The organism is Deltaproteobacteria bacterium, assembly GCA_003696105.1.
Classification (GTDB): Bacteria; Myxococcota_A; Polyangia; order Haliangiales; family J016; genus J016.
The window spans coordinates 1-26,298 of sequence record RFGE01000161.1 but is presented as its reverse complement, the minus strand read 5'-3'; the positions used below and the strand labels follow the sequence as shown (position 1 = coordinate 26,298).

Sequence of the window (26,298 nt, the reverse complement as noted above, 5' to 3'; positions counted from 1 at the left end):
GCCGGGCTGCGCGGGGGCGCCGGCCCCGTCGCGGCTCGCCTCCCCGCCGCCGGCCGCGCGCGCGGGCCGCCTGGGCCGCGGCGGCGGGTCTTCGCCGCGCAGCGCCGCCTTGAGGTCGCGCACGGCCTCGCCGATCTGCGCGTCCTGCTCGATCGTGGCCTGCAGCTCGCGCGTTTGCCGCTTCAGGTCGCGAATGCCCTTGCCGAGTTTCCTCGCCGTGTCCGGGAGCTTGTCGGGACCGAGCGCGAGCAGCGCGACGATCGCGATGATGATGATCTCCCAGCCGCCGAGGCCGAACATACGCCCGGCAGTGTAGCAAATCAGCCCGCGAGCTCGCGGGCCGCGGCGCGCAACCGAGTCGCCGACACCTCGAGCTGGCCGAGTTCGGTGCGCAGCGCGTCGACCTCGCCCGCCTTGTCCCGCAGCGCGTCGCGAATCTTGGTCAGCGTGCGCAGCAGCTCGCCCGCCGCCTTGGTCTGCTCGCGGTGCGCTCCGCTGAGCGCGTGGACCTGTTCGGCGATGGCCTCGACGGCCCGCGTGATCTGCTTGGACCCACGGGTCTGCTCCTGCGACGACCGCTCGACGTGCTTGGTGATGACGCGCATCTTCTCGGCGCTGCGCATCAGCGCCTCGGAGCCCTTGGATTGCTCGCTGGTGGCGGTCGCGATCGACTGCACCGTCTCGGCGATGCGGTTGATCGCGTCGGTGACCTGTTTGGAGCCGCGCGCCTGCTCGACCGTCGCGCGCGCGATGTCACGCATCATCGCGCGCGTCTTTTCGGCGCTGTCGAGGATGCGCCGCAGCGCGTTTTCGGCGTCGTGCGATACGCGCACGCCCTCGTCCACCTGGACGGCGCCGATCTCGACCGCCTGAATCGCGTTGCGCGACTCGGCCTGCACCGTCTTGACCAGCTCGGCGATCTCCTTGGTCGACGCGCCGGCGCGCTCGGCGAGGTCCTTGATTTCGTCGGCCACGACCGCGAAGCCCTTGCCGTGGTCCCCGGCCTGGGCCGCGATGATCGCCGCGTTGAGCGCGAGGAGGTTGGTCTGCTCGGCGACGTCGTCGATCACCTGCAGGATCTTGTCGATCTCGGCGATGCGGCCGCCGAGCTGGCCGATGACCCGCGTCGCCTCGCTCGACGACTCGCGGATCTTGTGAATCGCCGCGGTGGTCTGCTTGATCGCCTCGACACCGGCGGAGGCGGCGCGCGCGACCTCCTCGGACAGCTTGGCCGTCTCGTTCGCGTGGTTTTGCACCTGATGGATCGACATGTCCATCTCGTTCATCGAACTCGATGTCTCCTCCGCGACGGTCGACAGCTCGTTGACGTTGGCGGCGACCTCCTTGGTCGAGTAGGTCATCTCCTCGATGGCCGACGCCGAGTCGGCGACCGAGGTGGCCAGCGTCACCATGTTCTCGGCGATCTCGTCGTTGGCCGCGGCCATTTGCAGGATCGACGCCGACGATTGCTCCGCCGCGGCGGCCAGCGTCTCGACGCTGCCCGAGATCTCGGTGAGCGCGGCGTTCATCGCCTCGAGGGTCGCGGTCGTGTTGTCGACGGCCGCGACCTGCTGGGCGAAGAATTGCGCGAGCCGCTCCAGGTCGCCGAGCGCCGTGCCGAGGTGACCGTCGTGTTCGCGCGAGGCCGCCGCGAGCCGTTCGACCTTGCCGCCGAGGCCGCGCTGGAGCCCCGCGAGCTGGTCGACCAGCGCGTCGATCTGCGCCTGGCGCCGAAACAGCTCCCACAGCGGCCCCAGCGCGCCGGCGGCGACCAGGATGGCGTAGACGGCGCGCGGCTGGCTCGGCAGCGCGACCGCCAACGCGAGGGCGAGCACCGGCGTCGCAAATCCCAGGAACGGAAACGAGGAAGTCTCGTGGTCGGTCGCCATCCCGCTGCGACGCGCAGCGTACCACGTGGCCGCGGCCGACCCGGAATTCGCGGCAGTCGGCGCCCCCGACCGGCGGACGTCCTCCGGCGGCGCGCGCGACGCACACGCCGGCGCGCGCCGCGCCGCCGCGCGGTCAGAAATCGCGGCCGAGCCGCGTCGGGTCCGGCGGCGCGCCCGCGCCGGCGCCGGCCAGTTCGCGCGGCTCCGTGCCCGGCCGAAAGTACAACTCGATCCCCGCGGCGCTGCCCGGCGGGGCGAGCAACCCGGTCTCGGGATCGACGCGCGCCGCGACGAGGCCCGGCGGCGGCGGACCCGGGACCGGCTCGGCGGGGCGGCCGCGTTCGGCGGCGCCGACCAGCGCGACCCACAGCGGCAGCGCGGCGCGGGCGCCGTCGGCGCGCGGGCCGAGCGCCTGCGCCGGGTCGTCGTGGCCCACCCAGACCGCGGCGACGACGCGGGCGGTGAACCCGACGAACCAGGCGTCGGTGTTGCCGTTGGTCGTGCCGGTCTTGCCGGCGGCGGGGCGGCCGACGGCGCGGGCGGCCCGGCCGGTCCCGCGCGCCACCACGTCGGCGAGCATCGCCGTCACCTGGTACGCCGTGCCGGCGTCGACGACACGCGGCGCCGCGCGGCCGACGGTGGCGGCCAGCCGGTCGAACCGCCGCGCCGCGCGCAGGGTCGGGTCTGCCGGATCGGCGCGGTCGACCAGCACGTGCGCGCCGCGGCGCACGCGCGTGACGAAGACCGGCTCGACCGCCCGCCCGCCGCGCGCGAACACCGCGTACGCCCCGGCGAGTTCGAGCGGCACGACGCACGACGCGCCGAGCGCCAGTGGCCGCACGGGCGCGAGGTCCGACGTGATGCCGAGGCGGTGCGCGAAGTCGATCACGGCCCGCGCGCCTACGCGGTCGAGCACGGCCACGGCGGGGGCGTTGAGCGACGCGACGAGTGCATCGTGCGCGAGGGCGACGCCGCGGAACGGGCGGCCGGCGTTGGTGGGCTTCCAGTGGACGCCGAGCCGATCGTCCCATTCGGCGATCGGCGCGTCGCGCAGTGGCGTCGCCGGCGTGATCGCGCCGCGCTCGAGCGCCGCCGCGTACACCAGCGGCTTGAACGCCGACCCCGGCTGGCGGCACGCCTGGGTCGCGCGGTCGAAGCGGCTGTCGGCCCACGACAGGCCGCCGACCGTCGCCTCGACGTACCCGGTGCGGTGGTCCCAGATCACCGCGCCGACCTGCGGCGGCGGCGTGCGCTGGCGGCGCGCGAGTTCGGCGGCGTGGTGCCGGGCGAGCGTCTCCGCCTCCGCCGCGAGGGCGGGCTGCGCGGTCGTCTCGATCGTGAGCCCGCCGATCGCGAGGTCGCCGGGCCACGCATCGGCGACCTCTTGCCGTGCGCGTTCGGTGTGCCACGGCGCGATCGTTCCATAGGCAACCGCATGACGCCGCAGCGCGATCGGTTCGGCCGCCGCGGCGCGGTAGTCCGCCTCACTCACGAAGCCGGCGCGCCACATCCGCTCGAGCACCTCGTCGCGGCGCGCGCGCGCGGCGACCGGGTCGCGCCTCGGGTCGGCCCGGCCGGGCGCCTGCGCCAGGCCGGCGATCAGCGCGGTCTCGGCGAGGCTCAGGTCGGCGAGGTCCTTGTCGAAATACGCGCGCGCGGCCGCGGCGATCCCGTAGCTGCCGGCGCCGAGGAACACGTGGTTGACGTACACCTCGAAGATGCGGCGTTTGTCGTAGGCGCGCTCGATGCGCAGCGCGAGCAGCGCTTCGCGAAACTTGCGGCGGAGCGACCGCTCGCGGCCGATCGCGCGAGGCAGGAGGTTGCGCGCCACCTGTTGGGTGAGTGTGGACGCGCCTTCGACGACGCGGCCCGCGCGATAGTTGGCCCACGCCGCGCGCACCACCGCGCGCAGGTCGACGCCGCCGTGGCGGAAGAACCGCCGGTCCTCGGCCGCGAGCACCGCCTGCACCATGCGCGGCGGTATGTCGTCGAACCGCACGGGGAAGCGATGGCCCGCCTCGGCGTCCGACACGCGGAACGGGATCTCGGCCGCGATCGTGCCGTCGGCTGCGACCACGACGGACGTGGCCGGTGCGCGCCGCTCCCAGCCGTCGAGATCCGGAACCGCCGGCAGGCTCGCCGCGAGTTCGCGCAACGCCGCCAGCGCCCACAGTCCGGCCGCGACCGGCGCCGCCACGGCGACCCACGCGGCGAGGACCGCCGCCAGCCGCAGCGCGCGCGCGCGCCGCACGGGGTTGGCGATGTGCACCCGGCGCACGCGCGCAGGATAGCGCGCTCGGCCGGCCGGCGTCAGAACAGCGACAGCTGGCGCGCGCCGCCGATCGGCGTGACCTCGTCGAGCATCGACGCGAGAAACTCGGCGTGGCGGCCGACGGCGAATACTCGCTCGGCGCCGGTCGCCTCGATGTACCGCAGCAGCTCGCCGTAATCGGCGCAGTTGCTCCATGCGAAGGCGGCGTCGACCGCGAGCGCGTCGACGCGCGCCGCGTCGCACGCCTGCCCCGACACGAGCGCGCGGACGCCCGCGCGCTCGCGCCACGGCGCATCCGCCAGCCACACGACGATCTCGCCGCGCGGCAGCTTGCCGGCCCAGCGCTTGATCTGCGGCGGATCGCCGCCGGCCGCGCGCAGCCGCCGCGCGGCGCGATGGATCGCGCGGTGCCCGCGCACCGGCCGCAGGTTCGTGAGCTGGCGGGCGACGTCGAGTCCCTTGGCGGCCGATGTCACGAGCAATACGGGGGTCGACCCGCGCGCGAGCACCGCGTGGCAAAACGCGACCACGTCGTCGCGCGCTTGCTGCCACGGCGGGAATGCGTAGCGGGGGTGGGCGTAGCGCGCGTCGACCACCAACTCGTCGCAGCGGCGCACGTCCGCCTCGCCGCCGAGCCCGCCGCCGTGCGGGTTCACCGGCCCCGCGTACACGGCGCAGCGGCCGTCGCGTTGGACCGACAGCGACGCGGCACCGGCCGCGTGTCCCGATCGAAACAGCTCCAGGCGCACGTCTCCGAGCGAAAACGGCCGGCCGTACGGCACCGGTAGCGCCGACTCCGGCCGGCGCGCGCAGTCGGCGGTCGTCACGAGCGCGAGCGTCTCGCGGGTCGCGATCAACTGGCCGTGGCGCGCGCGGGATCCGGCCTCGGCGTGGGACACGAAGCACACGTCTCGCGCCCGCCGCGCGTCGCACCAGATCGGCGTGCCGGCCAAGTGGACGCCGCCCCGCCAGGTCACGGCCAGCGGGATCCGGTGCGGCGCAGCGGGGGTGGGCATCGGCGTCGTGTTCTAAACCAGCGCCGCCCGGCGTGCTAGCCTCGGCGGCGCCATGCTGCGCGCATCCTGTGGAGCCCTCCGCCTTGCCATCGCCGCCGCCGTCGCGGGCGCGTGCGGCGGTGGCGGCGGCGGTTCGGCGGACGCCGGCGCGCCGGATGCGGTCGTGCCGCCGCCGGTCGCCCCGTTTCCGGCGGGGTTTCTGTGGGGCACGGCAATCGCGCCCTATCAGGTCGAGGGCGGCTTGCACGCGACCGACTGGTACCAGTGGGAGACGCTGGGGCTGTGCGGCGACTGCCCCGAGGGCGAGCATGCCGACGACGGCCCCGACTTCTGGACGCACTACCCCGACGACCTGGCGGCCGCGGCGGCGCTGTCGACCAACGCGATCCGGCTCGGCATCGACTGGTCGCGCGTGTTCCCGACCGCCGAGTCGTTCCCCGACGCGCCGGACGCCGACGCGGTCGCCACCTACCACGACATGCTCGCGACCGCGCGCGCGGAGGGGCTGTCGGTGATGGTGACGCTGCACCACTTTGCGACGCCCGTGTGGCTGCACGATCTCACCGACCTCGACGGCAGACCGGGCTGGGTCGACCCGGCGACCGCCGAGGCGTTCGCGACGTTCGCGGGCTGGGCGGCGGCCGAGTTCGGCGGCGAAGTCGACCTGTGGATCACGATCAACGAGCCGATCCCGTACGTGCTCGGCGGCTGGATCGCCGGGTCGACGCCGCCCGGCAAGTCGTTCGACATCGACGGGGCGTTCGCGGTCTTGTTCAACCTGATCGACGCGCACGCGCGCGCCTACGATGCGATTCACGAGGCCGACGCGGTCGACGCCGACGGCGATGGCATTGCGGCGCAGGTGTCGATCGCGCATCACATGCGCGTCTACCTGCCGCTGGACCCCGGCGACCCAGACCACGTGCGCGCAACCGACATGATCCGTTACCTGTCCAACGATTTCGTGCTCAATGCGCTGGTGCGCGGCGACGTCGACCGCAACTTCGACTTCGACGCGGACGACCCGGAGGACACGCGCGCCAGCGACGCGCTGCGCGGGCGGCTCGACTTCGTCGGGCTCAACTACTATGGCGTGAGCCTCGTAGTGCCGACCGCGAACGACAACAACTTCCCGGTGATCGGGCTGCCGCTGCAGAGCAACCTCGATCGCCAGGGGTTCGACGCGCCGCAGACCGACTTCGGTTGGGCGATCTATCCGAGCGGCCTGCGCGAGGTGCTGGACGAGCTGCAGGCGTACGGCCTGCCGATCATCGTCACCGAAAACGGTCTCGCGGACGCGACCGACGCGCAGCGCCCGCGGTTCTTGCTCGACCACCTGTACGAACTGGCGCGCGCGATCGGCGACGGCATCGACGTGCGCGGCTACTTCCACTGGAGCCTGATGGACAACTTCGAGTGGTCCAGCGGCTTCTGCCCGCGGTTCGGCCTGTACCGGGTCGACTACGGCGATCCGGACCGGCGGCGCACGGCCGGGGAGGGCGCCGCGGTCTACCGCCGCATCATCGAGGCCAACGCGGTGCCGGTCGACCTGTTCGCCGACTACGGCTATCCCGGCTCCGAGACGCTGTGTCCGACGCTGCCGCTGTAACGCGCAGGACGCGCGCGGTTACGCGGCGAGCCGCAGGTACAGGTACACGAACGGGGCGAACACGATCACCGCGTCGATACGGTCGAGCGCGCCTCCGTGGCCCGCGAAGATCGTCCCGGAGTCCTTTACGCCGAGCGACCGCTTGAGCAGCGACTCGATCAGGTCACCGATCTGGCACAGCGCGCCGCCGGCCAGACCGAGCACCGCGACGTCGATCCACGACAGCAGATTCCCCAGCGCCGCCGCCTTGACGACGGCCGCCGCCGCGCACGCGCCCGCGAGCCCGCCGATGCCGCCCTCGACCGTTTTGCCCGGGCTGACCGCCGGGTACAGCTTGTGACGGCCGAGCGCGCGCCCGGCAAAGTAGGCGCTGGTGTCCGAGATCCACGGGACCGCCAGGATCAGCAGGATGAAGTGGCCCGACGTGGCGCCGGCGTAGGCGGCCGCCGCGTCGCGCTTGAGCAGCGCGATGAACGTCGTGAGCAGGCCGCCGTACGCGATGCCGGTGACGCTGAACGCCAGCCGGCGCGCGACGGTCGCCTGGTCGCCGAAGCGAAACAGGTAGTAGATGCCCGGGCCGACGACGGTCGCGGCCATCGCGAGCAGCGGCGCCCCGCGCTCGGCCGGCACCCAGTACAGCGCGGCGGCCGCCGCCGCGCCGATCGCGAGGCTCGCGGCACGGTCGGTCCGGTCGTCGAGTGCCATCGCGAAGAACTCGTACATGGCGACCAGCGACGCCGCAAACACCAGCACCCACGTCCATTCAGGTCGTTGCTGATACATCGCGGCGAGCAATATCGGGACCGCGACGACTGCGACGAGCACTCTCGACGCGAGGTTGCTCATGCTACCGCTCATGGGACGGCTCCCGCGGGCCGTTCGAGCTGGCCGGCGCGGTCGCCTCGCGCGCGATCTGATCGCCGGTCTTGCCGAAGCGGCGCTCGCGGCGGGCGTACTCTTCGATGGCGCGGTACAGATTGGCGCGGCGAAAGTCCGGCCACAGGGTGTCGTCGAACACCAACTCGGCGTACGCCACCTCCCACAGCAGGAAGTTGCTGATGCGCTGTTCGCCGCTGGTGCGGATGAGCAGGTCCAGCGGCGGCAGGTCCGCCGTCGGCAGCCGCGCGCCGAACGTCTCCTCGGTGATCTCCGCGGCCGCGAGGCCGTCGGCGACGCACGCGCGGGCGGCGTCCACGATGGCGTCGCGCCCCGCGTACGACAGCGCCAGGGTCAGCGTCATCTTGTCGTTGCCGGCGGAGTCGGCGATGAGTGCCTCGAGCGGCTCGAGCACGTCCGCCGGCAGCCGGCCGACGTGGCCGATGGCGCGCAGCCGGATCTCGTTGTCCATGATCTCGGGGCGTTCCTCGATCAGGTAGTCGCGCAAAAGGTGCATCAGCGCCTGCACCTCGTCGACTGGGCGGTCCCAGTTCTGGGACGAAAACGCGTAGAGCGTGAGCGCTTCGATGCCGATCTGGCGGGCGGCGCGCACCACGTCGCGCACGCTCTGGGCACCGGCTCGGTGGCCCTCGCTGCGCGGCAGACCGCGGGTGCGGGCCCAGCGGCCGTTGCCGTCCATGATGATGGCGACATGGCGCGGTAACCGGTCTGCCATGGCCGGGCCGTATATCGCGCGCCGCGACCCGTTGCAACCGACCGGGCGATCCCGTAGGCTACCTTCAACCTAGCAAAACAAAGGACTTAGGGGCGTCATGGGCATCTTTTCGCGACTGGGAACGCTGATCAAGAGCAACATCAACGACCTCATTTCGAAGGCCGAGGATCCGGAGAAGATGCTCAACCAGGTGCTGGTGGAGATGCAGCAGCAACTGGTGCAGGCCAAGAAGTCGGTCGCCGTCGCGATCGCCGACGAGAAGAAGCTGCAAAAGCAATACAACCAGGAACTCGACCGCGCGAAGGAGTGGGAGCGAAAGGCGATGGTCGCGGTGCGCGCCGGCGACGATGAGCTGGCCAAAGAGGCGCTCGTCCGCAAACAGGAGCACGAGACCATCGCCGCTCAGTTCCAGCAACAATGGCTCGGCCAGAAGGCGGCCGTCGCCAAGCTCAAGGATGCGCTGCGCCTGCTCAACAACAAGATCGAGGAGGCGAAGCGCAAGAAGAACATCCTGATCGCGCGCAAGAAGCGCGCCGAGGCGCAACAGCAGATCGCGGCGACCATGCAGGGGCTCGGCGACACGAGCGCGTTCGACACGTTCGAGCGCATGGCCGACCGCATCAACATGCTCGAGGCGGAGGCGGAGGCCGGGGCCGAGCTGGCCGGCGAACTCGGCGGCGACACGCTCGAGAACCGGTTCTTGGCGCTCGAGTCGGGGACGGCCAGCGCGGACGACGAGCTGGCCGAGCTGAAGGCCAAGATGGGGCTGCTCGGCGACGGCGGCGGGGGCGACCGCAAACGGCTCGAGGCGCCGGCGGAGTCCGCGCTGTCCGAGGAGGACCTCAAGGAACTCGAAGACCTCGACCTGTCCGATCTCGAACAGGAGATCGCCAAGGACAAGGCGGCCAACGACTCAGAGGAGGACGAGGCCGGCGACGAGGCCGCCAAGTCGTGAGCCCTGCCCGCGAGTACCGCCGTGCCGGCCGCGGCCGCGGCTGTGCGGCCGGCGGCGGCCGCGGAGCGTGATACCATCGCGGGTGCAGGATGGTGGCCCGACTCATCGCCGATCTGCCGGACAAGGCCGATTGGGTCAAGGTGTTCGACCCGCGTGACTGCACCGTGTTCGTCGCGTGCGACAATCCGCCGGAAGTCGGCGTGCAGGCGCGAGTCGACCTCACCGTCGGGTCGGGCGGACCCAAGATCATCTTGCACGGCCGCGTGATCTCTCGGCGGCCGGCGGCCGACGACGGCGGGCCGGCGGGCTGCGCCATCGCGGTGACGTTCGAGGATCGGGAGAAGATCAACTACATCAGCGGCTACGTCCGCGGCGGGCTGCTCGACCTGCGGTCCCGCCGGCGCCTTCCGCTGCGGCTGCGGGTCACGTACGGCTCGCTCGACGGCCCGGTCGAGACGGTCACGCGCGACATCAACGAGGAGGGGGTGTTCGTGGTGACCGAGCGGCCGCTGCCCGAACAGTCAGAGGTTCACTTGCGCATCGACATCCCGGGCGGCGAGCCGCTCGCCGTGACCGGAGTCGTCGGCCACACCGTCGTGATCGAGGACGAGGACGTGCCGGGCATGGGCATTCTGTTTCGCGCCGACGACGCGCTGCGCGCGCGGCTTCGCGACGCGGTCGACGCGCTCGAGCGGCGGTTCGTCGCCGGCGATCTGCCCGACGACGTGCTCATGTAGGGAATTTGGATACACGTCGGGGCGCCTGATAGGATCGCGGCGATGCCGACCGCCCCGCCCGCCCCCGCCGCGCCGCAGCGCAAGCCGATGGCGACCGCGCGCCGCGTGTCCCTGTTTGAGCGCGAGATCCGCGTTCGCCTCAGCAGCCCGGCGATCGAGATCCTGTTCGGGCTCGCGCAGGTGTTGTCCGAGGGCCAGGTCGACGGCGGCGGCTACTTCGGGTCCACGATGGTCACGATCGACCTGTCCCGCGCCACCGGCGCGGTGAGCGACGAATGTGACGCCGCCACCGCGCGGCGCGTGGCCGACCTGCTCGCATCCGACCCGCGCGTGCGCCGCCGCGCGACGGAGCTGGCGATCGCCGAGGCCGAGGCGCGCGCCGGCTGCAAACTCGTGTCGCCGCAGGTGGACTTGCGGGTGCGCGCCAGTGGTGTTCACGTACAGATCGATGTCGACGTCGAGGCGACGCAGGCGCGAGCCGTCCGTGGTTGAGCAGGAGTACAGCGTCAAGGACGTGGCCCGAATCTTCGGGCTGCAGGAGGCGCGCCTGCGCTATTGGGCGCAAACCGGGTTCGTCGGCCCGAGCGTGCGCCGCGGCGGCCGCTTTTACTACACGTTCAAGGACTTGCTCGGCGTGCGCTGCGCCGTCGACCTGCTCGACAAGGGATTGTCGCTCCAGCGCGTACGGCGCAATCTCGACAAGTTGCGATCGCAACTTCCTCACGTCGACCGGCCGTTGTCCGAACTGAAGGTGTGCACGGACGGCGACAACCTCGTCGTCGTCGACGAGTCGGTCGTCTACCGGCCCGAATCCGGGCAGGTCGTGATGGACTTCGCCGTGTCCGCGCTCACCGACCAGCTCGCCGACGTCGCGCCGATCGCTCCGCGCGCCGAGCCGCCGGCGGCCGGCCAGACCGCGTACCGCTGGTTCATCGCCGGCTGCGATGCCGAGGCGGCCGGGGACGACGCCGCCGCGGAGGCCGCGTACCGCAAGGCGCTCGCGAAGGATCCCGGGATCGCCGCCGCCCACACGAACCTCGGCAACGTGCTGTACCGCGCCGGCAAGCGCGACGAGGCGCGCGCCTGCTACGAGCGCGCCCTCGACTTGGATCCCGAGCAACCGGAAGCGCGGTTCAACCTCGGGAACGTGCTCGACGACCTCGGCGAGACGGAACTCGCGATCGCCGAGCTGCGCCACGTCGCCACGCGCTGCCCGGAATTCGCCGACGCGCACTACAACCTCGCGGTGATCCTCGCGCGCGTCGGCGGCGTCGCGCAGGCGCGCGCGCACTTCGAGGCCTACCTGCGGCTCGACCCCGATAGCGAGTGGGCGGCGCGCGCCCGCGCGGAACTCGGTCGTCTCGGCGGAGCGTAGTCGGCCGGCGTCACGCGGCGCGTCGCAGCCGGCCGGCGTCACGCGGCGCGGCCGACGACGACCGTGGTCACGCGGCGCGGCCGACGACGACCTTGGCCGCGCGGAGGACGCGGTCGCCGGCGCGGTAGCCGCGCTGCCACTCCGATACGACCTCGCCGTCGCGATCCGGGGCCACCGGTGCGACGCCGACGGCCTCGTGGACCGCCGGGTCGAACCGATGGCCCACGGTCGGCACGCGCTCGAGGCCGTAGTCGGCGAGCACGCGTTCGAACTTGTCGCGGACGAGGGCGACGCCGTCGCGCAGATCGCCGGGCGGCGCCGCGGCGATGGTGCGGTCGAGGTCGTCGAGCAGGGGCAACAGGCGGGCGAGCAGGTCGTCGCGGGTCTGGGCGGCGACGCGCGCTGCGTCGCGCTCGACCCGCTGCTTGGCGCGCTCGAGTTCGCGCAGGGCCGCGCGCAGGCGCTGCTTGTCGTCGCCGTCCGCGGCGCCCGCCACCGGCGTGGCGCCGGCTGCCGGACCCGGGCCGTCGCCGGCGGGAGCGCCGCCGGCGGGAGCGCCGCCGGCCGGGTCGCCGCCGGCCGGACCGCCGCCGGAGCCGGGCTCCGCTGCCCCGGCGGCCGGGCTCTCCGCGGCGCCGGCGCCGCCGGGGTCGGGCTGCGGGATCAATGGGTGAACGGGAATCTGCACGATGCCTCCAACGTAAGGCGGCACACGGATTGCGCAACCCTCGCACGGCCGTCGCGCCGGTCGTCGGCCCGGCAGCTCGCCGCGCCGCATCGACGAGCCGGCGGCGCGCCGACCATGGCGCGGAGTGTGTACCCCCCCGACTGAACTCGCCGCGCCGCATCGGCGAGCCGGGGCCGCGCCGGCTCACGGTGTGGGCGTGGGGCCGCACCGTCGCGCCAGCGCGTCCAGCGCCACGTCGTCCGGGGCGAGCCGGCGCGCGCGGGCGAGCGCGCGCCGCCCGGCATCGACGCGCCCGATCTGGCAGTAAAACTCCGCCCGCAAGTAGTCGTGCCACAACAGGGCGTCGCGCACCGGCTCGCGGTCGGCCGGATGGGCGCCCGCGAGCAGGGCGTCGAGCCGGTCGCGATCGGCGGCGTCGACCGGCTCGACCCGGTCGCGGTCGGCCGCCGGGACCGGCGCGGGGGCCAGCCGCGCGAACCAGCCCTCCGGCACCAGCCGCGGCTTGACCTCGTCGTCCAGGTTTGGATGTAGCTGCACCCATACCGGGCGCCGGAGCGCCACCAGATCGCGCACCGGCGTCGGCGCGCCGGCGCGCAGCGGCGCGTCGAGGATCGCGGCCAGCTCCGGATAGCGGCGGCGCGCGACGTCCGCGAACCCCGGGTACGTCAGAAAGCTCCGGTCGAGCACGGCGACATCGGGGCGCGCGGCTTCGACGGCGCGCAACGCGGCGATGCGGAAGCTGGTCTGAAAGTAGCCGATGAGCAGCACGGCCCGCGGTGGCACCGCGTCCAACTCGACGCGCGCGAGGTCGTCGGAGGCATAGGCGCCGCGCATGCGCGCCATCGGCGCGCTGCGCGCCGCCTGCCACGGCACGACCGCCGCCGCGACCGCCGCCGCCGCGACCGCATACGGGCGGACCGCGGTCCGCGGAACGAAGTCCGCGAGCCTCGCCAGGCCGGCCGCGCCCAGGATGGCGACGGCGGCGATCGCCGGCCACAGGTAGGCGTCGTGGTCCGGCGTGCCCGGGTCGTAGCCGAGCGCCACGCGCGCCCCCGCCGCCGCGCCCGCAATCGCCATCAACAGCGCCGCCGTGCCCCGCTGGCCGCGCGTGCGCAGTCCGGCCCACGCGCCGAGCACCGCGAGCGCGAACCACACGGGGGTCGCGTCGTCCATCACGGCCGCGGTGACTTCGGCTGCGTCCTGCGCCGGCGACGACACGTGGCCGGCGCCGAGCGACCGGTGGAAGGCGCGCGCGGTCACCGTCCACGCAAACCGGTCCGCGGTGCGCGGGTCGCCCCAGTTGACCTCCGGGTCGGCGGCGGCGCGCACCGGCAGGTAGGCGAACGACGCGAGGCCGAGGGCCGCCGCGGCCGCCGCCGTGGCCGCCGCCCGCGCCGTCGGCCGCCGTGGCCGCCGCCGCGCGAGCGCGAACACCGCGACCGGGCCGAAGAACAGCGCCGCCATCCAGTGGTGGTGGGCGCCCGCCAGCCCGGCGGCGAGACCCGCGGCCGCGAGCGGCCGCACGCGCGGCCGCCGGTCCCATCGCAAGACCAGCGCACCGCCCGCAAACAGCAGCGCGGCCTGCAGTGCGTAGACCTCCGCGCGCACGCTCTGGCGCCACGCCGCCACCGACAGCGCCACCGTCAGCGCCACCGCGGCGGCGACCACCTCGCGCGGCGCGCCGGTGACGGCGGGGGCCAGCCGGCCGAGGGCCTCGCGCGCCAGCGCGTACAGCGCCGCCGCCGCCGCCGCGCCGCACGCCGCCGACAGCAGGTTCACCCGAAACGCCGCATCGCCGACCGGCACGAGCGTCGCGAGCCGGCCGAGGAGGCCCGCCAGCGGATGCCCCGGCGAGTGAGCGATGCCGAGCGACGCGCCGACCGCGACGAACTCCGGCGAATCGAGCCAGCCGATGGCCGGCGACGCCGTCGCCGCATACGCCGCGAACGCGGCGAGGAATACGGCAATCCCTGGCAGTCGCGCGCGCACCCTCTACCGCCGACTATACAGGCCCGGCGCGCCATGTTATCTCCGGGCGAGCCGCGTTTCGCGCCGGGGCCGCCATGACGCTACCGCTCGACCGATACCCGATCCTCATCGTCGACGACGAACAGGACAACCTCGACGCGTTCCGGTTCAACTTTCGCAAGGCGTTCAAGGTCCTCACGGCCACCGGGGGCGCCGAAGCGCTCGACCTGCTGGCCGAGCACGACGTCGCCGTCATCGTGTCGGACCAACGGATGCCCAAGATGACCGGGCTCGATCTTCTGCGCGAGGCGCAAAAGATCCGGCCGGACGCCGTCGGGATCATCCTCACCGCTTTCACCGATGTCGATGTCCTCATCGACGCGATCAATCTCGGCCACATCTATCGGTACGTGACCAAGCCGTGGGACGCCAAGGAACTGCGCGGCACGCTGGTCCAGGCGATCGAGCGCTTTCACCTCGTGCGCGAGAACCGCCGCATGCAGCAGCAACTCGCCGCGTACACCGGCTACCTCAACCGCGAAATCCACGGCGCGTTCGACTTCGGCAACATCATCGGGGACAGTCCGGCGCTGCGCGAGGTGCTGCAAAAGGTCGAACAGGTCGCGCCCACGATGTCCACCGTGCTGCTCCGGGGCGAGACCGGCACCGGCAAGGAACTGGTCGCCCACGCCATCCACATCAACTCGCCGCGCGAGGACAAGCCGTTCGTGCGCGTCAACTGCGCCGCGCTGGCGCCCGGCGTACTCGAGTCCGAGCTGTTCGGCCACGAGAAGGGCGCGTTCACCGGCGCGGTGGCGCGCCGGCCGGGACGGTTCGAGTTGGCCGACGGAGGCACGCTGTTCCTCGACGAGGTCGGCGACCTGCCCATGGAAGTGCAGATCAAGCTGCTGCGCGTGCTGCAGGAGCAGGAGTTCGAACGGGTCGGCGGCACCGAGACGCTGCGCGTGGACGTCCGCGTGGTGTCGGCGACCAACCGCAACCTCGAGGAGATGATCGAGGACGGGACGTTCCGCGAGGATCTGTACTATCGGCTGAACGTGTTTCCAATCGTGCTGCCGCCGCTGCGCGATCGCATCGAGGACATCCGCCCGCTGGTGGACCACTTCCTCGCCAAGTACGGCGCGAGGACCGGCAAGCGGGTCGCCGGCGTCACCGACGCGGCGCTCGACAAGTTGCGCCGCTACACCTGGCCGGGCAACGTGCGCGAGCTGGAGAACGTGGTCGAACGGGCGCTGATCGTCGCGCGCGGCCCGCAGCTGGACGCCGACGACTTCGACTTCGGCCCGCGGGCGCAGGCCGCGTCGGCCGAGGCCGTCCCCGCGGCCACGGCGGCCGACCCGAGCCGGCCGCTCACCGAGCGCCTGGCCGACGAGGAGCGGCGCGAGATCATCTCGGCGGTGGACCGCAGCAACGGCAGCATCGCCGGAGCCGCCCGCCTGCTCGGCATCAACCGGTCGACGCTGTACTACCGGATGCGCAAGCACGGGCTCGACCACCTGTTGCCGACGAAGGTCAGCGTGGGCGGGCGGGACGCCGACGCCGAGCCATGAGGTTTCTGTTCATCGTCGATCCGCTCGACCGACTCGACCTCGCCGGCGACACGTCGTACGCGCTGATGCTCGAGGCGGCGTCTCGCGGCCACGAGGTGTGGACCTGCCAGCCCGAGCACCTGTCGCTCGAGCACGACGATCCGGTGGCGGCCGCACAGCGTACGGCGGTCGGGCTGGCCGACGCGCCGCAGGATGCGTTCCGCGCCGAGGAGCGCGCGACGATCCCGATCGAGGCGGTCGACGCGGTGCTCATGCGCAAGGATCCACCCGTAGACGTCGCGTACCTGCACGCGACGTGGCTGCTCGACCGCGCCCGCGACAAGACGCTCGTCGTCAACGATCCGCGCGGGCTGCGCGAGTTCAACGAGCACCTGGCGGTGCTCGACTTCCCCGAGCTCACGCCGCCGACCATCGTCACGCGCGACCGCACGCGGATCGCTCAGTTTCTCGACGAGCAGGGCGGCGCGATCGTCGTCAAGCCGGTCGACGGGTTCGGCGGCCTCGGCGTGTTCCTGGTGCGGCGCGGCGACCCGAACACGAGCGCGCTGCTCGAGACGGCGACGCAGCACGGGCGCGCGTGGGCGATCGCTCAGCGCTATATCCCGGAGGCGGTCGACGGCGACAAGCGCATCTTGCTGCTGGATGGCCAGCCGATCGGGGCGGTGTTGCGCGTGCCGCAGGGCGCCGAGGCGCGCGGGAACCTGCACGTGGGCGGTCGCGCGGTGGCGACCGCGATCGACGACGCCGATTGGGCGATCATCCGGGCGGTGGCGCCGCGGCTGCGAGAGCTGGGCCTGTACTTCGTCGGGCTCGACGTCATCGGCGGCCGGCTGACCGAGTTGAACGTCACATCCCCGACGGGGATTCGCCACATCGACGCTCTGGAGGGGGGCAGCCGGGCGGCGGTAGTGCTCGACTGGCTCGAAGAGCGCGCCCGCTGATCCTGCTATACTGGCGGGATGACTGCCGCCCTGACTCTCGACCTGATCGAGAAACTGCCGAAGACGGACCTGCACCTGCACCTCGACGGCAGCTTGCGGCTCGACACCATCATCGACCTCGCCAAACAGCAGGGCGTGGACCTGCCGACGTTCGATCGCGGCGAGCTGTTCAACCTGCTGTACGCCGGCGAGCGGTGCGAGTCGCTCGAAGACTACCTGAAGGCGTTCGACATCACGCTGTCGGTGCTGCAGACGCGCGATGCGCTGGTGCGCGCGGCCTACGAGTTGGCCGAGGACGCCCACCGCGAGAACGTGCGCTACCTCGAGGTGCGCTACAGCCCGCTTTTGCACCGCCGCGGCGGCCTCGGTCTGGCGGACATCGTCGAGGCGGTGTTGCACGGCCTGCGCATGGCCAAGCGCGAATTCGGCATCCGCTACGGGGTCATCTTGTGCGGGATCCGGTCGATGAGCGCCGAGTCGTCCGTGCGCATGGCCGAGCTGTGCGTCGCCTACAAGAACCGGCACGTCGTCGGCTTCGACCTCGCCGGCGCCGAGATGAACAACCCGGCCAAACACCACCGCGCCGCGTTCGAACTCATCTTGATGAACAACATCAACTGCACCGCGCACGCCGGCGAGGCGTACGGCCCGGAGTCGATCGCCCAGGCGATCCACCAGTGCGGCGCCCACCGCATCGGTCACGGCACGCGCCTGCGCGAAAATGGCGACCTGCTCAACTACGTCAACGACCATCGCATTCCGCTCGAGGTGTGCGTGTCGTCCAACATCCAGACCAAGGCCTGCAGCGGCTGGGAGTCGCACCCGGTCGACTTCTACGTCGACTACGGCCTGCGGGTGACGATCAACACGGACAACCGTTTGATCACCGACACGACCGTGTCCAAGGAACTGTGGCTGTGCCACCAGCACTACGGGTGGGATCTCGATCGCATCAAGGACGTCGTGGTATCCGGCTTCAAGAGCGCGTTTTTGCCCTATCGCGAGAAGGCGGACCTGTTGCGCGACGTCACGCGCGAACTCGCGACGTTCCAGGCGCCGGCCAACGGCCGGACCGCGCGCGACGACGCCGACTTCCGCCAGGCGGCGTGTGCGGCGCCGCAGCCGGATGCGGCCGAGCCGCCGCAACCTGCGACCGACATCACGCGCTGACGCGGCCGGCGAACCGGCCGGCCGTGATACGATGGCCCGACCGTGGTGTCCAAGGCTGCCGAGGCGTTCCGTCCCCTCATCGACCGGCACTGCCGCACCCTGTACAACTTTGCCTTCCGCATGACCCTCGACGCCGCGCGGGCGGCCAGCGCGGTCGAGGAGGTGTTCCTGCGCGCCTACGTCGGTCGCGATGACCTGCCGGACGAGGACCGCGTCGAGGCGTGGCTGCTGCGCATCGCCGGCCACGTGCTCGAAAAGCGCCTGCCGCGATCGCCGGAGGTCACGTTCGACATGCTCGACGAGACCTTGCGCAGCGAGGCGACGCGCACCGACGCTGTGCGGTCGCTCAGCGATCCGCAGCGCGACTTCTTGTTGTGGGAGCTCAAGCAGGGCTGCATGACCGCGGTCATGAACTGCCTACCTCCCGGCGAGCGGGCGGCATTTGCGCTCGACGCGGTGCTCGGTGTCGGCGCCGCGGAGGCGGCCAAGATTCTCGGCGTGTCCTCCAGCGCCTACAAGGTGCGGCTGTCGCGTGCGCGCAAGAAGATCGCCGACTACCTCGCCCCGCGGTGCGAGCACATCGATCCTCTCAATCCGTGCCGGTGCCCCGCGCGCGTCGGGATTGCGCTCCACAAAGGGTTCATCCGCACGTCCGGCGAGGTGAACCTGCGCGCCAAGCCGGTGCCGTTCGGCCGGTACGGCGCGGGCCCCGACCGCGAGGACGCGCCGCTTCGCGACGTCCAGGCCGTCTACCGCAACCTGCCGCCGCCGGAGCCGCCCCCCGACCTGTGCGAGCGCATGGTCGCCGCGCTCGAGTCGGGCGCGTGGGACGCGATCGCGGCGAAGAAGGCGTCCCGCTAGGTGGCTGCGGCGCGGAACGCGATCGCGGCGAAGAAGGCGTCCCGCTAGGTGGCTGCGGCGCGGAACGCGCGCTCGAGGTCGGCGCGCAGGTCGTCCAGGTCCTCGATGCCGACCGACAGGCGGATGAACCCGTCGTCGATGCCCAGTTCGCGGCGGCGCTCGGGCGGCACGCTCGCATGAGTCATGATCGCCGGGTGCTCGATCAGAGACTCGACGCCGCCTAGCGACTCGGCGCACGCGAACAGCTCGCACGCCTCGAGGAACCGGCGCGCCGCCGCAAGGTCGCCGGCGAGGTCGAAGCTGATCATCCCGCCGAAGCCGCGCATCTGCCGGCGCGCGAGTTCGTGCTGCGGGTGCGACGGCAGGCCGGGGTACACCACACGCTTGACCTGGGGATGGCGCGACAGCCACTCGGCCAATGCGCCCGCGTTGTCGGCGTGGCGCTGCATGCGCACGTGCAGCGTCTTGGTGCCGCGCAGCACCAGGAAGCTGTCCATCGGCGACGGCACGGCGCCGACCGCGTTCTGCAGGAACGCGAGGCGCTCGTGCAGGTCGTCCCTGTCGGTCACGAGCACGCCGCCGACCACGTCCGAGTGGCCGTTGAGGTACTTGGTCGTCGAGTGCGCGACGAGGTCGGCTCCGAGTTCGAGCGGCCGCTGAAAGTAAGGCGTCATGAACGTGTTGTCGACGGCGAGCAACACGTCCCGCGCGCGACACACCTCGGCGACCTGCGCGATGTCGCACAGCTTGAGCATCGGGTTGGTCGGCGTCTCGATCCACACGAGGCGTGTGTTCGGGCGCAGCGCCGCCTGGACCGCCGGCCCGCCGCCGCGCGGATCGACGTAGGTAAACTCGAGGCCGAACCGCCGGTAGACCTTGTCGAACAGCCGATAGGTGCCGCCGTACATGTCGTCCGTCGCGATCACGTGGTCGCCGGCCGACAGCAGCTGCAGCACGGTCGATGTGGCGGCGAGGCCCGATGCGAACGCGAGGCCGTGCTTGCCGCCCTCGAGGGCGGCGATGTTGGCCTCGAGCGCGAACCGCGTCGGGTTGTGCGTGCGTGAGTACTCGAACCCTTTGTGGCGGCCCGGGCTCTCCTGCGCGTAGGTGGACGTGAGGTACACCGGCGTCATGACGGCGCCCGTCGTCGGATCGGGCGACTGCCCCGCGTGCACGGCGCGCGTACCGAAACCGGCTTCGTCTCGTCGGGTCATGCTTTGGGAAATGCGCTGAGGTCGGCGTGCGACACGATGCGCGACAGCGCAGCTTCTTCGAGCAGGTCTTTCATGCGCTGGCCGCCGTACTGTTCGATGATCTTGTCGTCGTACTCGTCTGCCAGCAGCGCGACGTCCGCGACGGTGGCGAGCAACTCCTCGGGGTCGAGGGTGTCGCCGCCGAGAATGGAGTGGATGAACAGGATGAGCCGCCCATTGGGCTCGTAGCCGAATGCGCCGAACCGCAGCTTCGTGTTGAGGGTGAGCAGATCGAGCGCGAGCTTCTCGGTCATGTCGACGCCCTTGACCAGCTGCGCGATGCAGCGCACCTGTGCGCGCCCGCCGCCGATGTCGACGATATTGATCATGACGAAGGTCGACCCTTGCTTGACGATGTACAGGCGGTCGTCGAGCTTGCGATAGGCAGGGTTGTCGCTCAGCGTCGATTCGATGACGTTTCGCGTCGCGGTTTCGGCTGCGGTCATGGCCGGGGCATATCATAATTTCGCCGTGTCGGGCCGGTGCCGATGGATCGCAGTGGCGCTCGCACTGGCCGCGTGCGCCGGCGACGGCCTGCGGGTCGAAGGCGAGCCAGGCCAGGAGACCGCGATCGCCGTGGTGGTCGATACGCCGCGGGTGCGCGCAACGGTCGAGGGCGCCGGCGAGGGGACGTTCCTGGTCGATACGGGGGCGCCGTTCTCTGTCGCCGACGTCGACTCGTTTCCGCAGCTGGCGCCCGGCGTCCACCGGGTGGATCTGGCCGCGTTCGGGCTGCGGTTCGCCGACTACGAGCTGCTCGCGTACGATGCGCTCGGCGGCGCGCCGATCGACGGGCTGATCGGCGCCGACCTGCTGTGCGCGTTGCCCGCCGTGTTCGACTACCGCGGCGGGCGGGCGTGGCTGCTGGACGAGCCACCTGCGACGTGGCCGGCGGATGTCGCGGCGGCGGAGCCGATCTGGGTCGACGTCGCGGTGCGCGGCGGCGGCACCTACTCGGCGATCGGTTGCCCGGCGTGCGGCACGGTCGATCGCCCACCGACGCGCGTGATCGCCCGAGTCGTCATCGAGGGGATGCCGGTGGCGGCGCTCGTCGACACCGGGGCGAGTTCGCTCACGTTGTCGGAGGACCTGGTCGCGCGGCTCGGCGACGGCGGGCGACCTCGGCTCGACGGTGTGACGGTGGACACGGCGCAAGGGCCGCTGCCGGCCTACCTTACCCGGGTAGGCCGCGTGGAGGTTTCCGCTGCAACTCGCACCAGCGTGCCCGCGCTGGTCATCCCGGGGTGGGATGCGTTCGCCGCGCTGTCGGCCGAGGCGGGCGAGCGCGTCGACGCGATCGTCGGAGGGTCGCTGCTGCGCTATTTCGCGTTTGGAATCGACTGTGCGGGGCGCCGCATCGCCCTGGGCGCGTACGCGGACACGCCGCACGTCGACCCGCGCGAGTTCATCGGACCCGGCTTCGAACTGGCCGGCGGCCCCGGCCAGTGGCAGATCGCACTCGTCTACCCTGCGACGGACGCGGCCGCCAAGGGACTGCAGGTCGGAGACCGGGTGACGGAGCTCGGCGGCGAGTCGCTGGCGGACGCCGACGCCGCCGAGATCGACGCGATCGTGGCCGCGGTGGACGTCGGCGAGCCGATCGCCGTGACGATCGACCGCGCGGGATCACTGGAAACGATCGACGTGCTCGTGGAAGACTTGTTGCCGGACTTCACTACGCCATGACTCGAATCGCCGCCGCCGTCCTCGCCGTGCTGGCGCTCGCTCCGCGCGCAGCCGCAGCCGACAAAATCAAAGAGATCGTCGTCGAAGAAAACACCAAGACGAGCGACGAGACCGTGCTGCTCATCGCCGACGTCGAACCCGGCGACGAGTTTTCGTACCAGTTGCTCGACGAGATCCGCGTGCGGCTGGTGTCGAGCGAGCTGTTCAAGTCCGTGGAGGTCTTTTCGGAGCCCGTCCCCGGCGGCGTTCGAATCACGATCCTCGCGCGGGACAAGCACAGCTGGATCGTCGCGCCGACGTTCTACAACCAGCCCGGTAACCGAGGTGGCGGCGTCGGGTTCGCCGAGGCGAACCTGTTCGGCGAAAACAAGAAGCTGCTGCTGTACGGCCAGATCGCGACGGCCGACTCGTTCTTCATCGGCGGTTACGTCGACCCGTCGATCGCCGGCACGAGGTTTCGCTGGCAGGTCGATACGTTCCTGCGGTGGGAAGACGTGACCGAGTACAGCATCCCGAGCGGGGTGACCGATTCTTCGATTCGCCCGGTGCGCACGTCGCGGATGCGCTACCTCAACGGGGGCGTCAAGCTCGGGTTCAGTTTGTTTCGCGCGTTCACCTTCGACGCACGGCTGCGCGGCGCCCACGTCAAGTGGTACGACGCGACTCTCGAGCCGGGCGTCACGTGTGCCGACGTGGTTCACCCGGACGACACGAGCGCCGAGGCAATGCGCTGCGACGATGGACCCGCGCGGCGTGCGCCGACGCCGGGCGATACCGGGTTCGACGTGTCGACCGAATACATCCTTCAGCTCGACCGCCGCGCCAACTGGTACGGCATTCGTACCGGCAACCGATACCGGCTGAGCTACGAGCGAGCCGAGCCGTCGCTGGGGTCGGACTTCGACTATTGGTACGCCGGGTTTAGCGGCTTCTTCGGCAGCCGCGGCCACCTGTTCGACGACGACAATCTGATCGTGAAGGCGAGCTTTGGCATCGGCAAGGACATGCCGATGCAACACGAGTACACCTCCGGTGGCGTCGACCTGCGCGGATTTCGCAACCGCGAGTTCCGCGGCGACTTCAAGGTCAAGGGAACGATTGAATACTCCGTGCCGCTCGTGACGTTCTGGTCGCTGTCGTGGCGCGCGCTCGCGTTTTGGGACTCGGCCTACACCGACTTCCTCGACCGCGACATCCAAAAGGATACGTTCCGCCGCTATCTGCCGGATCCGGCCGACCACTTCGCGCCGTGGCGCAACGGCATCGGCGGCGGCATTCGCGTCTACTTCCGCTCGGTGGTCGTGCCCCTGCTCGGGTTCGATGTGGGGTATGGTCTGCCGGGCGGTGAGATACGAACGTACTTCGCAGTGGGGCTCACGGAGCTGTAGCGCGCGGGCGACCGTCGCCGCCGCGGCCGCGGTGGTCGCCGGTGCGTGCGGCGGCGGGGCGCGTGAACCGCGCGCGCCGGCCGCCGGGCCGTGCGCGGCGGCCGCGGACGTCGCGCTCATCGGCGGCGATGTGTGGACGATGGACGACGCGGCGCCGCACGCCGAGGCGATCGCGTGGCGCGACGGCCGAATCGTTGCGGTCGGAACGGTAGCCGAAGTGCGCCGCCACGTCGGCCCGGGCACGCGCGTGATCGATCTCGACGGCCGGACGGTCACGCCGGGGCTGATCGACGCGCACGCGCACCTGTACGGGCTCGGCGGCGCGCTCGCCACGGTGGCGCTCAAGGGCGCGGCGAGCGAGGTCGAGGCGGCCGAGCGCATCGCGGCGGCGGCCGCGGGCCGCGCGGCTGGCGAGTGGATTACCGGCCGCGGCTGGGACCAGACTCGATGGCAGCCGGCGCGGTTTCCGACGCGCGCTACGCTCGACGCCGCCGTGCCCGACCACCCGGTCGCCGTGCGCCGGGTCGACGGGCACGCGCTGTGGGCCAACTCGCGCGCGCTCGCACTCGCCGGCGTGACGCGGGCCACGGCGGACCCGCCCGGCGGCAAGATCGTGCGCGACGCGGCCGGCGAGCCGACCGGCGTGCTGGTCGACGCGGCGATGGATCTGATCGAGGCGAAGATCCCCGAGCCGTCGGCGGCCGAGCGGCGCCGGCGCATCGCGGCCGCCGCGCGGGTTGCGGTGGCGGCGGGTCTCACCGGCGTGCACGAGATGGGGCTGACCGACGACACGATCGCCGTCTACCGGGAGATGGCGGCGGACGGCGAGCTGCCGCTGCGGGTGTATGCGCTTTTGGCGTACCGCGCCGGCATCGCGGGCGAACTGGCGACGCGCAAGCGCTACCTCGACGACGGCGACGGCCGGTTTTCGCTCCGCGGCGTCAAGGCATTCGCCGACGGCGCGCTCGGTTCGCGCGGTGCGGCGCTGCTGGCGCCGTACGCCGACGACCCGGGCAACACCGGACTCGAGATCACGGGGCGCGACGAACTCGCGGCGCTCGCGATGGCGGCCGCGGACGCCGGGTGGCAGGTCGCGGTCCACGCGATCGGGGATCGCGGCAACCGCAACGCGCTCGACGCATTCGAGCGCGCGATCGCGGCACACCCGGGTGCGGACCTGCGGTTTCGCGTAGAGCACGCCCAGGTGCTCGCGCCCGAGGACATACCGCGATTCGGCGCGCTCGGCGTGATCGCGTCGATGCAACCGACGCACGCCACGAGCGACATGCGGTGGGCGGAGCAGCGGCTCGGCCCCGAGCGGGTGCGCGGCGCGTATGCGTGGCGTTCGGTGCTCGCGTCCGGCGGGCGCATCGCGGCCGGCTCGGACTTTCCGGTCGAGGAGGTGTCGCCGCTGTTGGGAGTGTACGCGGCCGTGACCCGGCAGGATGCACAAGGGCAGCCGCCCGGCGGCTGGTACCCGGACCAGCGCCTGACCCTGGCCGAGGCGCTGCACGCGTTCACCGCCGACGCGGCGTACGCGGGCTTCGCGGAGGACCGCGTCGGCCGGCTGCGCGCCGGCATGCTCGCCGACGTGACCGTGTTCGACCGCCCGCTCGCCGCGGATCGGTCGCTGCTCGCCACGAAGGTGGAACTCACGGTCGTCGGCGGGCGCGCGGTGCACGCATCCGAATGGGCGCGGGCGGAGCTGGCCGAGCCGCCGGCGGCCGATTTACTCTGTCGATAGATGCGGTTCTGCCCGTTTTGCAGCGCGGACAACGCGGACGAGGCGACGCACTGCGGTGCGTGCGCTCGGCGGCTGCCGCCGCCGCCGAAACGGCGGGCCGACCCGACGCGCGGGCCGACGGCTCCCGCGGCGGCCCCGGACGTGCGCCGGCCGTCGACGCCGCCACCGCGCGCGTCCACCGGTGCGGCGATGCCGGCGCCGCACGCGCGGTCGGTCGAGCTGCCGCACGTCGGCCCGGCCGGAGTGCGGCGACCGCGGCAGCCGTCGCCGCCGCCACCGCCGGGGACGCCGGAGCGGCGCGGCGCCGGCGCGCTGCGGGCGCGTGACGGCGCCGACGCCGGTCCCGAGGACGGTCGGGCCGGCGGGCGCGCGGACGCCGCGGGCGAAGGCGGGCGCGCGGACGCCGCGGGCGAAGGCGGGCGGGCCGACGGCGGCGGCGAGACGCGCGCACCGAGCGTGCCGGACCCTCCGCCGACGCGCGTCACCGCGGCGGACCTCGCGGCCGCCCCCAAACCGATCCAACTCGACCCGGTGCCGGACGTGCCGGACGGCGGCGTGTGGTCCGCCGCGCGCTACGCCGTCGCGTTCGCGCGCGCGCGCTGGCAGCGACGCCGCGCGGTCAAGCAGTTGCAACAGGACATCCGCGCCGAAACCGCCGCACTCGACGAACTGCTCGGCGTGCTCGGCAAGCAGGTGCGCGCGATGGGGATCGACAATCGGGCGCTGCGCGCCGAGAACGCCGCGATCGATGCGGCGGAGGCCAAGCGGGCCAAGGCGGATCGCGCGCTGGCCGAGCTCGCCAACCGCGAGGCGGAGGAGCGCGCGCGGTTCGCCGAGATCTCCGCCGAACGGGAGGACAAGGTCCGCGAGGCCCAGGAGCGGCTCGAAAAAGCGCAGGCCGAACTCGCGGCGCTCGAAGCGCAGCGACGGACGCTGCGCGACCAGCGCAAACAGATCGAGCGCCAGCAGAAGGCGAACCTCAAGGCCGCCGACGATCGCGACGCGCAGGCGGCCAAGGCAGCGAGCGCCGAGGAGCGGGCCGGGTTACGCCGGGCGGCCGAGGACCTGCGGCGCGACGCGGCCGACCTCGACCCGCAGCGCCAGGACATCGAGCGAAGGCTCGCCGCGCTCGAGCGCCCCATCGAGCAGGCGGCCGGCAAGGTCGCCGTTCTCGAGCAAGAACTCGATGCCGCGCGTGCGAGCCTCAACGACGCGCGCGAGGGGCACCGCCACCGGCTCGCGGAAATCGAGGCGGAGCAGGGGCGGCGCAACCGCGAACTGGCGCAGGCCGAAGCCGAGATCCAGCGCCGCCTCGTCACACTCGGCACGATCGTCAACCTCCATCGCATCGATGCGCCGGAGTTCGCCGGCCTGTACGAGCGCATCGACAAACTGCGGAGCGCGATCGGCGCCAAGTCGACCGAGATCGATCGCCTGCTCGCCGAGCGCGAGGCCTACGATCGCGCGTCGCTGATCCGCGGGACAGTCGCGATCGGCGCGGGCGTCGTCGTGCTCATCACGGTCATCGCGCTGCTCGCGTGGTTGCTGTGACGGCGCCGCGCG

General features: G+C 72.2%; 22 protein-coding genes and 1 pseudogene. 14 read left to right on the top strand and 9 right to left on the bottom strand.

Annotated elements, in window-relative coordinates; translation table 11 throughout:
• The 3 genes from D6689_10890 to D6689_10880 all read right to left on the bottom strand — a co-directional run.
• The coding region (locus D6689_10890) for a hypothetical protein (protein RMH41542.1) at nt 1-300 on the bottom strand (300 nt) is incomplete at its 3' end.
• A gap of 20 nt (nt 301-320) precedes the next feature.
• Nucleotides 321-1,889: a chemotaxis protein gene (locus tag D6689_10885; protein ID RMH41541.1), complete on the bottom strand. Its 1,569-nt coding sequence runs from the start codon at nt 1,887-1,889 to the stop codon at nt 321-323.
• 133 nt (nt 1,890-2,022) lie between these two features.
• Entirely contained in the window at nt 2,023-4,356 is a 2,334-nt protein-coding gene (locus D6689_10880; protein ID RMH41540.1) for a PBP1A family penicillin-binding protein, read from the bottom strand.
• A gap of 873 nt (nt 4,357-5,229) precedes the next feature.
• Here D6689_10880 and D6689_10875 point away from each other — a divergent pair.
• Nucleotides 5,230-6,786, top strand: a complete 1,557-nt coding sequence (locus D6689_10875; GenBank protein RMH41539.1) for a glycoside hydrolase family 1 protein — start codon at nt 5,230-5,232, stop codon at nt 6,784-6,786.
• Nucleotides 6,787-6,804: 18 nt separating this feature from the next.
• On the opposite strand, the gene D6689_10870 is transcribed toward D6689_10875, so the two are convergent.
• Together D6689_10870 and uppS are read right to left on the bottom strand one after the other, a co-directional pair.
• The gene (locus D6689_10870) at nt 6,805-7,644 is read right to left on the bottom strand and encodes a phosphatidate cytidylyltransferase (protein RMH41538.1); all 840 of its coding nucleotides are present in this window, start codon (nt 7,642-7,644) and stop codon (nt 6,805-6,807) included.
• Nucleotides 7,634-8,398 carry a di-trans,poly-cis-decaprenylcistransferase gene (gene uppS, locus D6689_10865; protein RMH41537.1) on the bottom strand — a complete coding sequence of 255 codons (765 nt, stop codon included), beginning with the start codon at nt 8,396-8,398 and terminating at the stop codon, nt 7,634-7,636. The genes D6689_10870 and uppS overlap by 11 nt, the downstream gene beginning before the upstream one ends.
• 97 nt (nt 8,399-8,495) lie before the next feature.
• Here uppS and D6689_10860 point away from each other — a divergent pair, with 97 nt between their 5' ends.
• The 4 genes from D6689_10860 to D6689_10845 all read left to right on the top strand — a co-directional run bounded on the left by D6689_10860 (nt 8,496) and on the right by D6689_10845 (nt 11,465).
• Nucleotides 8,496-9,353 carry a PspA/IM30 family protein gene (locus tag D6689_10860; protein RMH41536.1) on the top strand — a complete coding sequence of 286 codons (858 nt, stop codon included), beginning with the start codon at nt 8,496-8,498 and terminating at the stop codon, nt 9,351-9,353.
• Nucleotides 9,354-9,442: 89 nt separating this feature from the next.
• Nucleotides 9,443-10,090 carry a hypothetical protein gene (locus D6689_10855; protein ID RMH41535.1) on the top strand — a complete coding sequence of 216 codons (648 nt, stop codon included), beginning with the start codon at nt 9,443-9,445 and terminating at the stop codon, nt 10,088-10,090.
• A gap of 42 nt (nt 10,091-10,132) precedes the next feature.
• A complete protein-coding gene (locus D6689_10850) occupies nt 10,133-10,582 on the top strand; it encodes a hypothetical protein (GenBank protein ID RMH41534.1) in 450 nt (149 codons plus the stop codon).
• Nucleotides 10,539-11,465, top strand: a complete 927-nt coding sequence (locus tag D6689_10845) for a tetratricopeptide repeat protein (GenBank protein RMH41533.1) — start codon at nt 10,539-10,541, stop codon at nt 11,463-11,465. Before D6689_10850 ends, D6689_10845 begins: the two co-directional genes overlap by 44 nt.
• 67 nt (nt 11,466-11,532) lie before the next feature.
• Here D6689_10845 and grpE read toward each other — a convergent pair whose 3' ends face one another.
• The gene (gene grpE, locus D6689_10840; protein ID RMH41532.1) at nt 11,533-11,961 is read right to left on the bottom strand and encodes a nucleotide exchange factor GrpE; all 429 of its coding nucleotides are present in this window, start codon (nt 11,959-11,961) and stop codon (nt 11,533-11,535) included.
• Nucleotides 11,962-11,995: 34 nt separating this feature from the next.
• On the opposite strand from grpE, the pseudogene D6689_10835 reads away from it, so the two are divergent.
• Nucleotides 11,996-12,118, top strand: a pseudogene (locus tag D6689_10835) (EamA family transporter).
• Nucleotides 12,119-12,336: 218 nt separating this feature from the next.
• On the opposite strand, the gene D6689_10830 reads toward D6689_10835, so the two are convergent.
• Nucleotides 12,337-14,142 carry a DUF2723 domain-containing protein gene (locus D6689_10830; GenBank protein ID RMH41531.1) on the bottom strand — a complete coding sequence of 602 codons (1,806 nt, stop codon included), beginning with the start codon at nt 14,140-14,142 and terminating at the stop codon, nt 12,337-12,339.
• A gap of 74 nt (nt 14,143-14,216) precedes the next feature.
• Here D6689_10830 and D6689_10825 point away from each other — a divergent pair, with 74 nt between their 5' ends.
• The 4 genes from D6689_10825 to D6689_10810 are packed head-to-tail and all read left to right on the top strand — an operon-like array spanning nt 14,217 to nt 18,664.
• Complete coding sequence (locus D6689_10825; protein ID RMH41530.1) at nt 14,217-15,692, top strand: sigma-54-dependent Fis family transcriptional regulator; 1,476 nt, start codon at nt 14,217-14,219, stop codon at nt 15,690-15,692.
• A complete protein-coding gene (locus D6689_10820; protein RMH41529.1) occupies nt 15,689-16,633 on the top strand; it encodes a glutathione synthase in 945 nt (314 codons plus the stop codon). Before D6689_10825 ends, D6689_10820 begins: the two co-directional genes overlap by 4 nt.
• Nucleotides 16,634-16,651: 18 nt before the next feature.
• The gene (add, locus tag D6689_10815; protein RMH41528.1) at nt 16,652-17,803 is read left to right on the top strand and encodes an adenosine deaminase; all 1,152 of its coding nucleotides are present in this window, start codon (nt 16,652-16,654) and stop codon (nt 17,801-17,803) included.
• 42 nt (nt 17,804-17,845) lie between these two features.
• The gene (locus D6689_10810) at nt 17,846-18,664 is read left to right on the top strand and encodes an RNA polymerase sigma factor (protein ID RMH41527.1); all 819 of its coding nucleotides are present in this window, start codon (nt 17,846-17,848) and stop codon (nt 18,662-18,664) included.
• Between the two features lie 44 nt (nt 18,665-18,708).
• Here the strand turns inward: D6689_10810 and D6689_10805 are convergent, their stop codons facing one another.
• Nucleotides 18,709-19,878 carry a cystathionine gamma-synthase gene (locus tag D6689_10805; GenBank protein RMH41526.1) on the bottom strand — a complete coding sequence of 390 codons (1,170 nt, stop codon included), beginning with the start codon at nt 19,876-19,878 and terminating at the stop codon, nt 18,709-18,711.
• A complete protein-coding gene (locus D6689_10800; protein RMH41525.1) occupies nt 19,875-20,363 on the bottom strand; it encodes a hypothetical protein in 489 nt (162 codons plus the stop codon). Before D6689_10800 ends, D6689_10805 begins: the two co-directional genes overlap by 4 nt.
• A 25-nt stretch (nt 20,364-20,388) precedes the next feature.
• On the opposite strand from D6689_10800, the gene D6689_10795 reads away from it, so the two are divergent.
• The 4 genes from D6689_10795 to D6689_10780 are packed head-to-tail and all read left to right on the top strand — an operon-like array spanning nt 20,389 to nt 26,286.
• Nucleotides 20,389-21,603 carry a PDZ domain-containing protein gene (locus D6689_10795; GenBank protein RMH41524.1) on the top strand — a complete coding sequence of 405 codons (1,215 nt, stop codon included), beginning with the start codon at nt 20,389-20,391 and terminating at the stop codon, nt 21,601-21,603.
• The gene (locus D6689_10790; GenBank protein ID RMH41523.1) at nt 21,600-22,991 is read left to right on the top strand and encodes an FtsQ-type POTRA domain-containing protein; all 1,392 of its coding nucleotides are present in this window, start codon (nt 21,600-21,602) and stop codon (nt 22,989-22,991) included. Before D6689_10795 ends, D6689_10790 begins: the two co-directional genes overlap by 4 nt.
• On the top strand, nt 22,933-24,735 hold the full coding sequence (locus D6689_10785; GenBank protein RMH41522.1) for an amidohydrolase: 1,803 nt from the start codon (nt 22,933-22,935) through the stop codon (nt 24,733-24,735). Before D6689_10790 ends, D6689_10785 begins: the two co-directional genes overlap by 59 nt.
• Nucleotides 24,736-26,286 carry a hypothetical protein gene (locus tag D6689_10780; protein ID RMH41521.1) on the top strand — a complete coding sequence of 517 codons (1,551 nt, stop codon included), beginning with the start codon at nt 24,736-24,738 and terminating at the stop codon, nt 26,284-26,286. It begins immediately after the preceding gene.
• Nucleotides 26,287-26,298: the final 12 nt, after the last annotated feature.

What these genes read in the sequence shown, in the direction of transcription:
- D6689_10885 (RMH41541.1), bottom strand. Translation starts at nt 1,889, where the DNA reads ATGGCGACCGACCACGAGACTTCCTCGTTTCCGTTCCTGGGATTTGCG.
- D6689_10880 (RMH41540.1), bottom strand. Translation starts at nt 4,356, where the DNA reads ATGGAGCAACTGCGCCGATTACGGCGAGCTGCTGCGGTACATCGAGGC.
- D6689_10875 (RMH41539.1), top strand. Translation starts at nt 5,230, where the DNA reads ATGCTGCGCGCATCCTGTGGAGCCCTCCGCCTTGCCATCGCCGCCGCC.
- D6689_10870 (RMH41538.1), bottom strand. Translation starts at nt 7,644, where the DNA reads ATGAGCGGTAGCATGAGCAACCTCGCGTCGAGAGTGCTCGTCGCAGTC.
- uppS (RMH41537.1), bottom strand. Translation starts at nt 8,398, where the DNA reads ATGGCAGACCGGTTACCGCGCCATGTCGCCATCATCATGGACGGCAAC.
- D6689_10860 (RMH41536.1), top strand. Translation starts at nt 8,496, where the DNA reads ATGGGCATCTTTTCGCGACTGGGAACGCTGATCAAGAGCAACATCAAC.
- D6689_10855 (RMH41535.1), top strand. Translation starts at nt 9,443, where the DNA reads ATGGTGGCCCGACTCATCGCCGATCTGCCGGACAAGGCCGATTGGGTC.
- D6689_10850 (RMH41534.1), top strand. Translation starts at nt 10,133, where the DNA reads ATGCCGACCGCCCCGCCCGCCCCCGCCGCGCCGCAGCGCAAGCCGATG.
- D6689_10845 (RMH41533.1), top strand. Translation starts at nt 10,539, where the DNA reads ATGTCGACGTCGAGGCGACGCAGGCGCGAGCCGTCCGTGGTTGAGCAG.
- D6689_10825 (RMH41530.1), top strand. Translation starts at nt 14,217, where the DNA reads ATGACGCTACCGCTCGACCGATACCCGATCCTCATCGTCGACGACGAA.
- D6689_10820 (RMH41529.1), top strand. Translation starts at nt 15,689, where the DNA reads ATGAGGTTTCTGTTCATCGTCGATCCGCTCGACCGACTCGACCTCGCC.
- add (RMH41528.1), top strand. Translation starts at nt 16,652, where the DNA reads ATGACTGCCGCCCTGACTCTCGACCTGATCGAGAAACTGCCGAAGACG.
- D6689_10805 (RMH41526.1), bottom strand. Translation starts at nt 19,878, where the DNA reads ATGACCCGACGAGACGAAGCCGGTTTCGGTACGCGCGCCGTGCACGCG.
- D6689_10800 (RMH41525.1), bottom strand. Translation starts at nt 20,363, where the DNA reads ATGACCGCAGCCGAAACCGCGACGCGAAACGTCATCGAATCGACGCTG.
- D6689_10790 (RMH41523.1), top strand. Translation starts at nt 21,600, where the DNA reads ATGACTCGAATCGCCGCCGCCGTCCTCGCCGTGCTGGCGCTCGCTCCG.
- D6689_10785 (RMH41522.1), top strand. Translation starts at nt 22,933, where the DNA reads ATGGTCTGCCGGGCGGTGAGATACGAACGTACTTCGCAGTGGGGCTCA.
- D6689_10780 (RMH41521.1), top strand. Translation starts at nt 24,736, where the DNA reads ATGCGGTTCTGCCCGTTTTGCAGCGCGGACAACGCGGACGAGGCGACG.